This window comes from Nocardia terrae (genome assembly GCF_009760405.1).
Taxonomy (GTDB): domain Bacteria; phylum Actinomycetota; class Actinomycetes; order Mycobacteriales; family Mycobacteriaceae; genus Nocardia; species Nocardia terrae.
In genome coordinates, this window is record NZ_WRPP01000005.1 from 65,434 (window position 1) to 79,353 (window position 13,920).

Genomic DNA, 13,920 nt, shown 5'->3' on the forward strand with positions numbered 1-13,920 from the left:
AATTTTCCGTTACCCCCCTACCGGCCAGTCAGTTTATGGGTTAGCGTTCCGAGACGTAACCGTGACCACAGTGCGCACCTGTCTGTGCCACCGGTCACCGCAGCAACGGTTCGAAGAAGATGGGGGTACCGCGATGAGGCGGTTCACGGGCATACGCCGGTCCAAGCCGGCGACGGTGCTGGCGGTATCGCTGCTGGGGGCGGCCCTGCTGCCGATCCACGGCGCGTCGGCGGATCTGCAGTCCGACATCGCCGATCAGGTGCAGCAGTTCCTCGATGTCGGGCGGACCTCGGTGCCGCGCGCGGACTGCGGGGACGACGCGCTGCCGGAATCGGGTATGCAGGGCGACGTTCCGGCCGATGACCGCGACAGCGGTCGCAGCACCCTGGGGTATCGCTGCAATCTGTCGTTCGTCGGCGGATACGTCGGTAAGGGCGCGGGCATCACCTCGACGACCTACGACCACTGCTCCTACACCGGATCCATGTTCCCGGGCGATATCCTCGGCCCCGCGCAGGGCGTGCAGGTGCTCGATGTCTCCGATCCGGCGAACCCCGTGGTGACCGGCAGCCTCACCGAACCCGCCATGCTCGCGGGCACCTGGGAGTCGCTCAAGGTCAATGCCGAGCGGAAACTGCTGGTGGGCACCGGTGTTCCGGTCGGCGAGGGCGCGGGCTACCTGTCGGTCTACGACATCTCCGACTGCGCCCACCCCCGCCTGCTCAATCCGGGCGCGGGCACGAATCTGCTGATGCCGCTGCCCATCACGACCCACGAGGGCGGGTTCTCGCCCGACGGCCGGACCTACTGGGCCTCGGGTATCGCGCCCGGCTTCGTCAGCGCGGTGGACCTGACCGATCCGTCGAACCCGCACGTGATCTGGCAGGGCCTCACGGGTATCGAGGCGCACGGCTTCGGGATCAGCCCGGACGGCAATCGCATGTACCTGTCCGCATTGGCCGGTTTCACCGTGCTCGATATCAGCGCCGTGCAACGCCGTGACCCGAATCCGCAGGTCAACCATCTGGGACGGGTGTTCTGGACCGACGGGTTCGCGACCCAGCACAGCATCCCCGTCACCTATGACGGCAAGCCGTACCTGTTCACCGTCGACGAGGGCGGCGCGGGCGGGGTGAAGCTCATCGACATCTCCGACGAGACCAATCCGCGGGTCGCCGCGAAGATCAAGCTCGAGATCAACCTGCCCGAGCACCAGGATTCGGCGATGGCCTCGGCCATGGGCGGCTCGATCTTCTCCTACGACGCCCACTACTGCGCCGCCGACCGCCCGGACAACCCGACCGCGCTGGCGTGCGGGTGGGAGGAGTCCGGCATCCGGGTGTTCGACGTGCGGGATCCCTTCCACGCCAAGGAGATCGCGTACTTCAACCCGCCCGCCCGCAAGGGCCGCAATCTGGAGTTGTGGAACTCCCCGCACGCGCTGGCCTCGATCATCGGTGTCCCCGGCATGGAGTTCCCGTCGGCGGCGCGCGCCATTCTCGAGGGCAAGTTCGATCCCTCCAAGGCGCTCTCGGCGCGCACCGGCATGGTGGCCTTCGGCGATCTGTCCACCGACTGGTGCTTCTCGCCGCCGGAGTGGCACGGAAACCAGTTGTGGGCCACCTGCAATGACAACGGCTTCATGGTGTTGCAGCTGTCCGACGACGTGTACACCCCGCCCGCCGACCAGCGCTCCGTGGTGGGGTCGTGACGGTGAGCCTTCGTGATCGCCTGCGCGGGTTCGGATACCGCTGGCGGCGGCCCGCCGGGTTCGCCGCCCTAGCGCTGACGCTGTTGACGGCCGGATTCCTGGTGCGGCCCGTGCTCGTTCCCGAGAATCGTTCCGCGCCACCGGTGCTCAGCGCGGTCGAGATCGGTTTCAGCCAGGACATGTCCGCCCACCACGAGCAGGCGCTGATCATGGTGCAGCGCCTGGATTCCGGCGTCGACCCGACGGTGCGTCAACTGTCCCAGCAGATCGCCGACACCCAGCGCATGGAGATCGGCACCCTGCAGGGCTGGCTGCGCCTGGCCAATGCCTCACCGGACTCCAAGCACCCGATGGCCTGGATGAACTCGCCCGGCGCGCACGAGCATTCGATGGCGACCATGACCAGCACCAACGGCACGACCATGCCGGGCATGGCCACCCAGTCCGAACTCGACGCCCTGGCCCGCGCCCACGGCAAGGACGCCGAAATCCTGTTCCTGCAACTGATGCTGCGCCACCACACCGGCGGCGTCGCCATGGCCAAGGCCGCCGACGCCCTCCTCACCTCGGGCCCGGTGAAGGAAGCGGCCCGCGGCATGATCACCGCGCAGTCCCAGGAGGCCGGTCTCATGACGATCCTGCTCGCCCAGCGCGGAGCCCAACCCCTCACCTGAGCCACGCCCGAGCACGGAACCCGCAGCACGACATCGCACCCGAGCCGGGCGGCGACCCGCACGAAGACGTGACATGGCCCTGCCCCCAGCCACCGCGCCACAGGGATTCGGAGCTCGTGGCCCGGGCTGTACAAAGGCATGGGATTCGGGGGTGAAATCGCGCTGGCCCGGCTATCCCACCGCGCGGATTCGGGGTGCGGAATCGCTGGAGCCCCGAGGTGCGAAATCTCACGGGAGCGGTAGTCAGGGCCCTGGGTATGGTCGATTGTGTTGATCGGCCCATCGGCCGGGAGAGGTTGACCTTCACCATGACCCAGGCGGAAGCGCTCACCATCCCCGCGCACATCCACGGCTACCCGGAGGTGGCGTTCGGCGGCTACCTCGCGGGCCTGCTCGCGGCGCATTCCGGCGCGGACACCGTGCGCGTCGATTTCCGCCGCGCGGTCACCGTCGGCACCCCGATCCTGCTGTCCACGCCCGCGCCCGGCCATGCCGCTCTCACCGCGACCGACGACACCCTGCTGGTGGAGGCGACCCCCTCAGCGCTCACCGTCGACCCGCGCCCCGCGCCGTCGTGGGCGGCCGCGAAATCCGCCGTCGAGGTGGCTTTGTCGGGCCCGCGCACGGTGACCGACTGCTACGGCTGCGGCCTGGCCTGCGAGCCGGGTCGCGGACTGCGGCTGTTCCCCTCGGAACTGCCGGGCGAGCAGATGATGACGGCCGCCTGGACCCCCGACGCCGGGCTGGCCGACGAGACCGGCGAACTCCCGCCCGAGGTGGTCTGGTCGGCGCTGGACTGCCCCGGCGGCCGGGCCGCGTTCGTCTTCTCCAAGATGAACAGCGGCGCGTTCACCGCCGCCCTCACCGCCACCCGATTCCGGCCGATGTACGCCGGAGCCGACTACATCTCGCACGCCTGGATCATCGGACGGGAGGGCCGCAAACACACTGTCGGCGTGGCACTTTCGACCGCCGACGGCGAACTCTGCGCCCTGTCCGAGGCGCTCTGGATAGAACCCCGCCGAGGCTGATCCGCCGTCGGCAGGCGGTCGGGGCTCGCGCGTGACAAACTGACCGCGTGGCAGGTTCTTCGTCGCCGAAAGCCCAGACCGACGCCATGGCCGCGGTCATCGATTGGAACACAGTCGGTCCCGCCTTTCATGACTTCTGGACCAGTACCTACGCCAACGAGGTGGTGAGCACCGGCCGCCTCACCGGCCGATTCCGCAGCTGGGGACAGATTCTCCGGTTCACCGCCATGGTCGCCAGCGCGGTGGTGACGGGGCTGGCCGGATTCGAGGGCAATCTCATCCGCGCGGCCACCGCTTTCGCGGGCGGGGTGGCGGTGGTGGCGACCGGCAGCGCCGCCATCTTCCACGCCGATCAGCGGGTCGCGACCAACCGCCGCACCCAGCAGCTACTGCTGTCGGAGGGATGGCGGTTCGTCGCGGGCGCAGGCGATTACCCCGGCGGGCCGACCGCCGCCAACGCGACCAAGTTCCTGCTCAGCGTCGAGCAGATCCTTTCCACCTACGTCGACGACTACATCAAGACCATCGACGAGCCCACCCCCGCACCCTGAGCCCGCGTGCTCGCACCCGGTCGCGCGAACGGCCTTCGGTACGATGCTGTTCGGCGCGGCCGAGGGGGCCGAGAGGGGAGGAGATGTCGTGCTCGAAGTGTGGGGTCGTGGAGTCGCCATCAGGTACGGCAACGGCCGGCTCGTGACCCAGCCCCTGCGCGCCGATGACGAGGTCGCCCTGGACGTGCCGGTCAGCGAGCTGCACCGCATCCGGGTCGCCACGACCGACGACGACCGGATCGCGGTCCTGCTGTATTTCCGCTCGCCGGAGTTCCCCATGAACGGCGTTCCCACCCAACGTCATCCGGTGCCGATCTTCCTGGAGCCGGAGTTGCGGCCCCAAGCCACCGAACTGGTGCGGGCCGTCGAAGGGGAGCTGCTGGAGGCACGCCGGCTGCACCCGCGCCGTCCGGACCTCACGCCGCCGCCGTTGCTGCCGTCACCGCACGGCCCGATGCGCCAGGACGTCACCGCCGCCGCGCGGCGAATGCGGTTCATCGGCCACACGACTCACCTGATCACCGCGTTGCAGACACTCGCGGGGCCCGACGAGTTCGTGCTGGAGCTGGCCCAGGCCACCCATTCCGGGACGCCGGGACTGATCGCGATCACCACGCAGCGGTTCCTGTTCGTCGGCGCCGACGCGGTCCACGAACTGCCAATCGCCGCGATCGATCGGGCCGAGGTGACGCCCCCGCCCGCCCCGCGCGCGGTGGCGACGCTGCGGTTGCGCGCCTATCCGACCACGCTCGAGTTCGTCGACTGGGTGGCGGAGGATTTCGCTCGCCTGGCGCAGGCGGTGCAATTGGCCTGCGACGTAGCGCATGTCGACGGATCCATCCTGCCCGCGCGCCCGTCCTCGGCCGACCTGTTCGCCGAATGGCAGCTGCTGGTGGAACGCCGCCGCCTGGGCATGGTCGAGGACGAGGCGTTCCAGCGCCAGGCCTTCGGCATCATGGGCTCCCTGCCCAGCTGACCCGCTAGGACTGCGGCACACCGCCATTCGGCGTGCCCGGATGCAGCGCGACCCGCCGCCACGGGCTGGACGGACGGGCATACAGCCCGTACAGCATCTCCCGGCGCTCGCCGACCTGCTCCCGCGCGGCCGCGAGATCCTGCGTCGCCGCCCAGTAGATGGCCCCGGTCAGGAATCCGGACCCGAATTGCCGCCAATTGCGGTAGTGCTGTTGCGCTTTGGCGAGCCCGGTGAGCATGTGCTCCCACGCCTCGTCCTCGGGCAGATACCCGGCGGTATGCGCGGACCGCGCGATGAACACCACCCGCGCGAGATCCCACGCGGTGGCGTCGGTGTTCAACGGCTGCGGCAGCCCGTCGACGATCCCGAGCTTGATCGCCTGCAACCAGGCGTCATAGTCCCGATCGAGTCCGGCCGCCCCCTCGTACCCGCGGATCTGGGACAGGATGTGCAGGAATTCCCGATGCCCCGACGAGATCCCACCCCGATCGGGCCGATACGACGACTCCCCCGCCGCCGCCACCGCCAGCGGATGGATCAAGCTGAACAACGGCGAATGCATCCCCGCCAGCAACCGGCGAATCGTGTCCCGGGCATCCTCGCCATTGTCGACGCCCCACGACTCGTGCAGCCCCTCGATCGTGGCTTCCCGCCGAGTGTCCGACCGCCCCGTCAGCTCGGGCTGGAACGCCACGGTGTCGTTGTAAGCACCCCAACTACGCCCGTAATACGCCCCGACGGCAAGCGCCCGAACCCGATCCTCCGAAACTCCCACCCCGGACCACAAATCCGGCTCCAGATTCCCCTTCGACATCGGAAACCCGCTGACCCCAGCCACACCCGTCCCCTTCTCCACACCGGCACCCAAATCCTATCCCGGGCGTCGAGTGGCACATCCTGGAGGCGGATTCGGGCAAAACCCCTCCGGGATGTGCCACTCGACGGACGGTCAGAGGTTGGCGATGGTGTGTTCGAGGCGGGTGGCCACCAGGTCGCGGGCTTTTTCGCGGAGGGCGGGGCGGTAGCCGGTGGGGTAGACCGGGTCCGCGGGGGCGTAGGTCTTCAGGACTTCCTTGGCCAGGGTGATCTTGTGGACCTCGGTGGGGCCGTCGGCGATGGCCATGATCTGGGCGTAGGTCATCATGTCGGTGAAGGGGAGGTCGCTGCTCACGCCCAGGGCGCCGTGCAGATGCATTGCGCGCTGGGCGATGTCGTGCATGACCTTCGGCATGGCGACCTTGATGGCGGCGATGTCGTGGCGGACCTTGCGGTAGTCCTGTTCCTTGTCGATGCGCCAGGCAGTGCGCAGCACCAGCAGCCGGAACTGTTCCATCTCGATCCAGGATTCGGCGATCTTCTCCTGGGTCATCTGCTTGCCGCCGAGCACGCCCCGGCCCATCGGCCGCGACACCGCGCGCTCGCACATCATGTCGAACGCCTTGCGCACCAGGGCGACCGTGCGCATGGCGTGGTGGACGCGGCCGCCGCCGAGACGGGTCTGGGCGACGATGAAGCCGAGGCCCTCCGCCCCGAGCAGCGCGTCGGCGGGGATGCGGACGTTCGAGAACCGCAGGTGGCCTTCGTGTTCGCTGAAGCCGGGGACGGTGAAGTTCTTCACGATCTCCAGGCCGGGGGTGTCGGCGGGCACGATGAACATGGACAGCCGCTGATGCGGCGGCGCGTCCGGGTCGGTGACCGCCATGACGATATGGAACGTCGCGAACTCGGCGGCGGAGTTGAACCACTTCTCGCCGTTGATGACCCACTCGTCGCCGTCGCGGACCGCGCGGGTCTGGAAGGCCGTCGGATCCGAGCCGCCCTGCGGTTCGGTCATGACGTAACAGGACCCGATCTCACCGTCGAGCAAGGGCTGCAGGTACTTCGCCTTCTGTTCGGCCGTGCCGAAGTGCGCGAGGATCTCGGCATTGCCCGAATCCGGTGCCTGGCAGCCGAACACCAGCGGGGCCCACTGCGAGGTGCCCAGCATCTCGTTGAGCAGGGCCAGTTTCAGCTGCCCGTAGCCGGGCCCGCCGAGTTCGGGACCCAGGTGGCAGGCCCACAGCTGCTGTTCCTTCACCTTCTCCTGCAGCGGCTTCATGAGCGCGCGGATCTCGGGGTTGGTGCGGTCGTAGGGGTTCGGATACACCAGGTCCAGGGGTTCCACCTCGGTCCTGACGAACTCCGCGACCCAGTCCAGCTTCTTCTGGTACTCCGGGTCCGTCTCGAAATCCCAAGCCATGATCAGCCTTTCGTGCTCTTGCGCGGTTGGATGAGTCCGTCCAGGACGGTGGTGCAGAGAATGTCGGCGATCTCGTCGGGGGTGTGCCGGCCGTCGGCGCGGTACCAGAAGGTCACCGAATTGAGCATGCCGAGAACGCTGTTGGTGACCACGTGGTCGCCGGTGCGCAGCACGCCGGAGCTCTTGCCCGCGTCGATGACCTGCTGCCACAGCGCTTGGATACGGTCGCGCAGCTGCTGCAGCTCGCCCGCCCGCTCACCGCTGAGCGCCGCGCCGTCGCGCAGCTGGATGGCGACGGCGGCCCGGTTCTCGATGATGAGCCGCACGTGCGAGTGGATCAGCTTGCGCAGCTTGGTGACCGGATAGTCCGAGCCGCCCGCGATCTGCTCGGCCTCGGCGAGCATGAGCCGCGTGTAGTCCCCGAGGATCTGCCACAGCAACTCTTCCTTCGAGCCGATGTGGTAGTACAGCGCCCCGCGCTGCACGTCGGCGCGGTCCCCGATCTCGGCGACGCCGGTGCCGTGGAAGCCCTTCTCCGAGAACAGTTCCAGCGCGGCCCGCACGATCCGCTCCCGGGTCTCCCCCGGCCCGGCGGCCGAGGCGGGCGGGCGGCCGCGTTTGCGGGCGGGGGCCGTCACCGGATGCCGCCGTCCAGGGCCAGGGTCGAGCCGGTGCAGTAGGCCGAGGCGTCGGAGGCGAAGAACAGTGCCGCCCCGACGATGTCGGCGGGCACCCCGATGCGGCCGAGCGCGGTATGCCGGGCCAGTTCGGCGCGCATCTGCGGCGGCCACGCCTTGGCGATATCGGTGTCGAAGGCGCCGCAGCGAATCGTGTTCACCCGCACCGCGGGTCCGTAGGTTTGAGCGAAACCCATGGTCAGCGCCTCGAGCCCGGCCTTGGCGGCGGCGTAGGGCACCGCCAGCGGTTCGGGATGGGCGGCCTCGATCGAAGATATATTTACGATCGATCCGCCGCCGCCCGCGGCCATGCGCGCCCCGATGAGCGCCGAGAGCCGGAACGGCCCCTTCAGATTGGTGGCCATCACCTTGTCGAACATGGCCTCGGAAACCTGGTCCAAGCTGGGATAAAGCAGCGACATCCCGGCGTTGTTGATCAGGACGTCGACCGTCCCGAACTCCCCGTAAGCCGCCTCGACGAGGGCCTCGCACTGCGCCCAGTCCCCCACGTTGCAGGCCACCGGAAGGGCTCGTCGACCGGTCTTCGCGTGCACGTCGGAGGCTAATTCCTCACATGCCTCGAGCTTGCGGCTGGCGATGACGACATCGGACCCGGCCTCGGCGAGAGCCAGCACCATCTCCCGTCCGAGTCCGCGGCTGCCGCCCGTTACCACAGAGACCTTGCCGGACAAGGGATTTCCCATGAATCGCACCTCGACCAATCACCGCCGAAAAATGTTCCAACCAGTACATTAAATGTACCGACCGATACAATCAAGACCCATCGTTCGAGGCCCCAACCCCGAGGCCGTGAAATACCGCCGGGTAACCGCGAGTAATATGACGCGCGTACTTTTTCCACCCGGCTTCTCGAAATGAGGCAGTAGATGACAGAGCGGATTCAGGTCGGCGGGCTGCAGGTTGCCAAGGTGCTCCACGATTTCGTGGAGAACGAGGCCCTCCCCGGCACCGGTGTTGATTCCGCCGCGTTCTGGTCGGGTGCCGAGGCCGTCATCAATGACCTCGCCCCCCGCAACCGTGCTCTCCTGGCGGAACGCGACGACATCCAAGCCAAGATCGACGAGTGGCACCGCGCGAACCCTGGCGCTGGCTACGACAAGGCTGCCTACAAGCAGTTCCTCACCGAGATCGGCTATCTCCGTCCCGAACCGGCCGATTTCCAGATCGGTACCGAGAACGTGGACGCCGAAATCGCCACCCAGGCGGGACCGCAGCTGGTCGTGCCGGTGATGAACGCCCGCTTCGCCATCAATGCCGCCAACGCGCGCTGGGGTTCGCTCTACGACGCGCTGTACGGCACCGATGCCATCTCCGAGGCCAATGGCGCGGAGAAGGGTTCGGGCTACAACAAGGTCCGCGGTGACAAGGTCATCGAGTGGGCCCGCAACTTCCTCGACGACGCGGTGCCGCTGATCACCGGCTCGCACGTCGGCTCCACCAAGTACTCGATCGAGGACGGCGAGCTCGTGGTCGGCCTCGAGGACGGCACCGAGATCGGCCTGGCCGACAACGATGCCCTCGTCGGCTACCTGGGCGACCCGGCCAACCCGACCTCGGTCCTGCTGAAGCACAACGGGCTGCACATCGAGATCCAGATCGACCCGTCCTCCCCGATCGGTTCCACCGACACCGCGGGCGTCAAGGACGTCGTGCTGGAGTCCGCGGTCACCACGATCATGGACTTCGAGGACTCGGTCGCCGCCGTGGACGCCGAGGACAAGGTCCTCTGCTACCACAACTGGCTGGGCCTGATGAAGGGCACGCTGTCCGAGAAGGTCACCAAGGTCGGCAAGACCTTCACCCGCACCATGAACCCGGACCGCGTCTACACCGCGCTCGACGGCAGTGAGCTTGTGCTGCACGGTCGTTCGCTGCTGTTCGTGCGCAACGTGGGTCACCTGATGACCTCCGACGCGATCATCGACGCCGCCGGCAACGAGGTTCCCGAGGGCATCATGGACGGCCTGATCACCGTCCTGATCGCCAAGCACGCCCTCAACGGCGACACCGAGCTGAAGAACACTCGCACCGGCTCGATCTACATCGTGAAGCCGAAGATGCACGGCCCGGACGAGGTGGCCTTCACCAACGAGCTGTTCGGCCGCATCGAAGAGGTCGTCGGCGTCCCGGCCAACACCCTCAAGGTCGGCATCATGGACGAGGAGCGCCGCACCACGGTGAACCTGAAGGCGTCCATCTTCGCCGCCAAGGACCGCGTGGTCTTCATCAACACCGGCTTCCTGGACCGCACCGGCGACGAGATCCACACCTCCATGGAGGCCGGGCCGATGGTCCGCAAGGCCGAGATGAAGGCCCAGCAGTGGATCAAGTCCTACGAGGACTGGAACGTCGACACCGGTCTGGCCACCGGCCTGCCCGGCAAGGCGCAGATCGGCAAGGGCATGTGGGCCATGCCGGATCTGATGGCCGAGATGCTGGTCCAGAAGATCGGCCACCCCAAGTCGGGCGCGAACACCGCGTGGGTCCCGTCCCCGACCGCCGCCACCCTGCACGCCACCCACTACCACCTGGTGGACGTGTTCAAGCGGCAGGCCGAGATCGCCAAGGGCGGCCCGCGCGCCACCGTCGACGAGATCCTCGAGATCCCGCTCGCCCCGAACACCGACTGGTCGCCCGAGGAGATCCAGCAGGAGCTGGACAACAACTCCCAGGGCATCCTCGGCTACGTGGTCCGCTGGATCGACCAGGGCGTCGGCTGCTCGAAGGTCCCCGACATCAAGGACATCGGCCTCATGGAGGACCGCGCCACCCTGCGCATCTCCAGCCAGCTGATGGCCAACTGGCTGCGCCACGGCATCGTCTCCGAGGCGGATGTCATCGCTTCGCTGGAGCGCATGGCCCCCGTCGTGGACCGCCAGAACGCCGGTGACTCCTCGTACTTCCCGATGGCTCCGGACTTCAACGCCTCCATCGCCTTCCAGGCGGCGAAGGAACTGGTCCTCGAGGGCACCACCCAGCCCAACGGCTACACCGAGCCCATCCTGCACCGCCGCCGCCGCGAGGCGAAAGCCTTCAACAAGTCGGTCTGAACCGAGCACTGGAAACCACTGAAAAGAAGCTCCTCGCAGCACTTTTCAACCTGAGGCCCCGCCCTGGAACCACTCCGGGCGGGGCCTCACCCATAACTGGAGATCACCCCACATCCCGGCCCATCACGCCGAAAACGGTCACACACGGGACACGTCTTCGTCGCCAGGAAATGCCCTCTACCAGTGGATTCGCGTCGGATAGCACTGATAGCAGCGAAGACCCATCATCGAAGTCTTGATTCGCTGTCCCCAATGAACCCCTCCTCGGCGTGTCCCGACCCGACACTCCGAAGATCTTTCGCCTTCAGCAACCGACTGCTCCGGCACTCCGAATCCGAGGCCTGCCTGATGCGCTCGGTTCAGTCCGATTCAGAAGACGTCGATCGTTTTCGGGGTGCCACGAATCGATGGCCGGACTTCGCGTGCGTACAACGGAACTCCACCGCCGTCGAGCTACAAGTCACTTTGTTGGTGGTGTCCGGCCATCCCGAGGTGATGCTCATCTTCGAATTCACCGGCACCGCAACGTCGGTGAATCGGCCATCCGCCGCGACCGAGGCCGGCGATTTGAAGAACGCGTTCGCGATCCGGCATGTCGACGGAACCTACGCGGCCAGTGCCTCGGCTGAGCGTCATCCGACCGCCGTGTATGTCATCGGGGTGTCGCTGATCGATATCGCTCGAGATGGTGATGAGTCGTGGCGATCGGCCACACTCGATGCCGGTGCCGAAGTCCACTAGGTATGTCCTCCGGCTCATCGCGAGGTTAAGGCTCCTGTAGCCCGTGCCTCCCACCGGTGACCGATACCAATGCGGGTGGCCACGACGGTTATCCGTTCAGCCGGTGCGCCGAGCAGGCCGTATAAGTAGTCGCAGAACGCTTCGATCGACCCGTAGCGGGCCACCACGTCCGAAAGGCATCCTCGGTGGGGACCCTTGCCACCGGAAATGCCCTGGCAACGTCGCGTTGATGCGTGGCGCGGGCGGCATGCAAGCATGGTGCCGAGACCCTGGTCAGAACCGCTCGAACAAGGGCGCCACGGCCGGCGCGATCAGCGCGGTATGCGGCTTCTTGCCGACACATCCGCTCATTGAGGCACTCACCGATCGCGCAGGCGATGAGCGGCCATTTCCTGGACCAGTTCGAAGGATGTGGCGTCGCGGGCGAGGTAGCCCTGCCAGTGGAAGCTGGTGTCGGTGATGTTCGAGAAGATCCACCGGACCGATGTACCGACGTGAGTACTGCCTTCGAGGACGATGCCGGTGTCGGCAGAGCTTGCGTGCAGGGTGACGTGCAGGCCGGAGTGTGGGTCGAGCCAGACCGCGTTCCAGCTGTCTGTGGCTGGGACGTAGCAGCGGATCGTGGTGCCGGGGTAGCGATTCGGTGCGGTGGGGCAGTCGAGGACATCCTGGATCGCCAATCCGCCCAGCGTCCAACCGAAGTCCCAGCGCCCGGGATAGGTCGTCCAGCTGCCGTCGGCGTCACGGAGGCGATTGGTCACTCGCCAGGAGCCGATGAACTGCCCGAACAGGGCGAGCTTCTCGACGTGATCGGGGTGGGGGCCTTGGGCGTGCAGGACGTTGGCCAACGCGTCGGCGGACCGGAAAGTCGTGTCCACAGCAACTCCATATCAGTTACTAAAATAGTTTAAGTACTGAGAATGCTAAGGTCGGTGCTGCAGGTCGTCAATGGTGAGGAGGTGGGTGGTGAACGATCTGGATCTGGTCGTGGATTTGGTCAATACCGTTTACGCGCTGGCCGATCCGCCCGATCGATTGACGACGGTCGACCATTTCAGGGTCATCCTGCGCGGCGCGGGCCAGTCGGACCTGGCCGAGGAACTCGCCGACGGCGATCTGGATCGGCTGCGCGAGCTGCGGGAGCAGTTGCGGCCCGCGTTCGGCTGCGATACCGGCTCCGAGGCAACGGATCTGGTGAACGAACTACTGCGTGAACACGCCGTGGTCCCGCAGTTGTCGCAGGACACCACCGGCGTCATCCGGATGGACGCGAGTGGCATGTCGCACGGGCTCGCGGCCTTGGCAGGCAGGCTGGTCGCGGCCCTCGCCGAACACCTTGTGCAGCACGGCATTCGGCGACTCGGGGTGTGTGCCGCAGCCCCGTGCGAGTGCGTGTTCGTCGACCGCACCCGCCCGGGCACTCGCAAGTATTGCTGCGACACCTGCAACGACCGCGCCGCAGCGGCCGCGCACTATCGCCGCCGGAAAGCGAACCGACGAGATTGACTGCCGCCCGAAACCTCCGGTGCCGAAATACCGGTCAGGCAGCGAAGATGGCGCGAATGAGAGCCTCATCGCCGGCGATCTCGACGGCCCCGAGCGCACGAGCGTCGCTGAGGGTGAGTGCACCGGCGGCAAGCCCGAGGATGTAGGCGGGGTCGGCGCGGACGGTGGCGTCGAGGTCGCGGCCGTCGTGCGGGGCGACCTCGAATCCGGATGCCGTGACACGGAGCTGGAAGAGCGAGCCACCGATGTCGAGGCCGACCGTCGCGGAGGGCCGGTCTTCGACCCGGACGGTGAGCAGGGCGGGCACGGCGAGGGCGAGCCATTCGGGGCGGAAGGCATCGGCGCCGGGGCCGGGGATCATCAGCGGGGTGGACCAACGGATCAAGCTCTCGATCGGCTCACGCAATTGCGCGCCCCAGGGGGTGAGTGCGTATTCGACGACGCTGCCCTCACCGGCCAACCGCCGCTCGATCACGCCGGAGGATTCCAGGTCACGCAGCCGGTCGGCGAGGAGATTGGTGGCGATGCCGGGCAGGCCGTCGAGCAGGTCCCGGTAGCGGGCCGGTGCGAGGAGCAACTGGCGGACGATGAGCAGGTTCCACCTGTCACCCACGACTTCGAGGGACCGGGCGAGCCCGCAGTACTGGCCGTAGCTACGCATCAATTCCTTCAATCGCTTGAGAATCTCAAGTTGACTTGAGAAGATCAATCATACCGTGATGTCGAGCGTAGGGGGTTCAACC

General features: G+C 67.2%; 14 protein-coding genes. 8 read left to right on the forward strand and 6 right to left on the reverse strand.

From position 1 onward, the window contains the following. Positions 1-133 precede the first annotated feature (133 nt). From GPX89_RS24315 to GPX89_RS24335, 5 genes are all read left to right on the forward strand, one after another. Positions 134-1,711 (forward strand): LVIVD repeat-containing protein, encoded by a 1,578-nt coding sequence (locus GPX89_RS24315; RefSeq protein WP_157390014.1) that lies wholly within the window; start codon positions 134-136, stop codon positions 1,709-1,711. Then, positions 1,708-2,385 carry a DUF305 domain-containing protein gene (locus GPX89_RS24320; protein ID WP_407939484.1) on the forward strand — a complete coding sequence of 226 codons (678 nt, stop codon included), beginning with the start codon at positions 1,708-1,710 and terminating at the stop codon, positions 2,383-2,385. Before GPX89_RS24315 ends, GPX89_RS24320 begins: the two co-directional genes overlap by 4 nt. A 308-nt stretch (positions 2,386-2,693) precedes the next feature. After that, complete coding sequence (locus tag GPX89_RS24325; RefSeq protein WP_157390015.1) at positions 2,694-3,416, forward strand: hotdog family protein; 723 nt, start codon at positions 2,694-2,696, stop codon at positions 3,414-3,416. Positions 3,417-3,463: 47 nt separating this feature from the next. After that, on the forward strand, positions 3,464-3,967 hold the full coding sequence (locus GPX89_RS45950) for a DUF4231 domain-containing protein (RefSeq protein ID WP_157390016.1): 504 nt from the start codon (positions 3,464-3,466) through the stop codon (positions 3,965-3,967). 88 nt (positions 3,968-4,055) lie between these two features. Beyond that, on the forward strand, positions 4,056-4,943 hold the full coding sequence (locus tag GPX89_RS24335; protein WP_157390017.1) for a hypothetical protein: 888 nt from the start codon (positions 4,056-4,058) through the stop codon (positions 4,941-4,943). Positions 4,944-4,947: 4 nt separating this feature from the next. Here GPX89_RS24335 and GPX89_RS24340 read toward each other — a convergent pair whose 3' ends face one another. From GPX89_RS24340 to GPX89_RS24355, 4 genes are all read right to left on the reverse strand, one after another. Further along, positions 4,948-5,637 (reverse strand): DUF1266 domain-containing protein, encoded by a 690-nt coding sequence (locus tag GPX89_RS24340; protein WP_198347569.1) that lies wholly within the window; start codon positions 5,635-5,637, stop codon positions 4,948-4,950. 255 nt (positions 5,638-5,892) lie between these two features. After that, positions 5,893-7,182, reverse strand: coding sequence for an acyl-CoA dehydrogenase family protein (locus GPX89_RS24345; RefSeq protein WP_157390019.1), 1,290 nt, complete (start codon positions 7,180-7,182; stop codon positions 5,893-5,895). Between the two features lie 2 nt (positions 7,183-7,184). After that, positions 7,185-7,820: a TetR/AcrR family transcriptional regulator gene (locus GPX89_RS24350; RefSeq protein WP_328602264.1), complete on the reverse strand. Its 636-nt coding sequence runs from the start codon at positions 7,818-7,820 to the stop codon at positions 7,185-7,187. Beyond that, entirely contained in the window at positions 7,817-8,563 is a 747-nt protein-coding gene (locus tag GPX89_RS24355; RefSeq protein ID WP_157390020.1) for an SDR family NAD(P)-dependent oxidoreductase, read from the reverse strand. Before GPX89_RS24355 ends, GPX89_RS24350 begins: the two co-directional genes overlap by 4 nt. A gap of 183 nt (positions 8,564-8,746) precedes the next feature. Between GPX89_RS24355 and GPX89_RS24360 the strand changes: the two genes are divergently transcribed. Both GPX89_RS24360 and GPX89_RS24365 read left to right on the forward strand, forming a co-directional pair. Further along, positions 8,747-10,930, forward strand: a complete 2,184-nt coding sequence (locus GPX89_RS24360; protein WP_157390021.1) for a malate synthase G — start codon at positions 8,747-8,749, stop codon at positions 10,928-10,930. Positions 10,931-11,278: 348 nt separating this feature from the next. Beyond that, positions 11,279-11,671, forward strand: coding sequence for a hypothetical protein (locus tag GPX89_RS24365; protein WP_157390022.1), 393 nt, complete (start codon positions 11,279-11,281; stop codon positions 11,669-11,671). Positions 11,672-12,030: 359 nt separating this feature from the next. Here GPX89_RS24365 and GPX89_RS24370 read toward each other — a convergent pair whose 3' ends face one another. Continuing rightward, positions 12,031-12,549: a hypothetical protein gene (locus tag GPX89_RS24370; protein ID WP_157390023.1), complete on the reverse strand. Its 519-nt coding sequence runs from the start codon at positions 12,547-12,549 to the stop codon at positions 12,031-12,033. Positions 12,550-12,637: 88 nt separating this feature from the next. Between GPX89_RS24370 and GPX89_RS24375 the strand changes: the two genes are divergently transcribed. Beyond that, entirely contained in the window at positions 12,638-13,177 is a 540-nt protein-coding gene (locus tag GPX89_RS24375; protein WP_198347570.1) for a CGNR zinc finger domain-containing protein, read from the forward strand. Between the two features lie 34 nt (positions 13,178-13,211). Here the strand turns inward: GPX89_RS24375 and GPX89_RS24380 are convergent, their stop codons facing one another. Further along, the gene (locus GPX89_RS24380; RefSeq protein WP_157390025.1) at positions 13,212-13,838 is read right to left on the reverse strand and encodes a winged helix-turn-helix transcriptional regulator; all 627 of its coding nucleotides are present in this window, start codon (positions 13,836-13,838) and stop codon (positions 13,212-13,214) included. Positions 13,839-13,920: the final 82 nt, after the last annotated feature.

Excerpts from the sequence above, each read along its gene's own strand:
- GPX89_RS24315 (WP_157390014.1), top strand. The coding sequence starts at position 134 with ATGAGGCGGTTCACGGGCATACGCCGGTCCAAGCCGGCGACGGTGCTG.
- GPX89_RS24325 (WP_157390015.1), top strand. The coding sequence starts at position 2,694 with ATGACCCAGGCGGAAGCGCTCACCATCCCCGCGCACATCCACGGCTAC.
- GPX89_RS24345 (WP_157390019.1), bottom strand. The coding sequence starts at position 7,182 with ATGGCTTGGGATTTCGAGACGGACCCGGAGTACCAGAAGAAGCTGGAC.
- GPX89_RS24355 (WP_157390020.1), bottom strand. The coding sequence starts at position 8,563 with ATGGGAAATCCCTTGTCCGGCAAGGTCTCTGTGGTAACGGGCGGCAGC.
- GPX89_RS24360 (WP_157390021.1), top strand. The coding sequence starts at position 8,747 with ATGACAGAGCGGATTCAGGTCGGCGGGCTGCAGGTTGCCAAGGTGCTC.
- GPX89_RS24365 (WP_157390022.1), top strand. The coding sequence starts at position 11,279 with ATGCGCTCGGTTCAGTCCGATTCAGAAGACGTCGATCGTTTTCGGGGT.
- GPX89_RS24380 (WP_157390025.1), bottom strand. The coding sequence starts at position 13,838 with ATGCGTAGCTACGGCCAGTACTGCGGGCTCGCCCGGTCCCTCGAAGTC.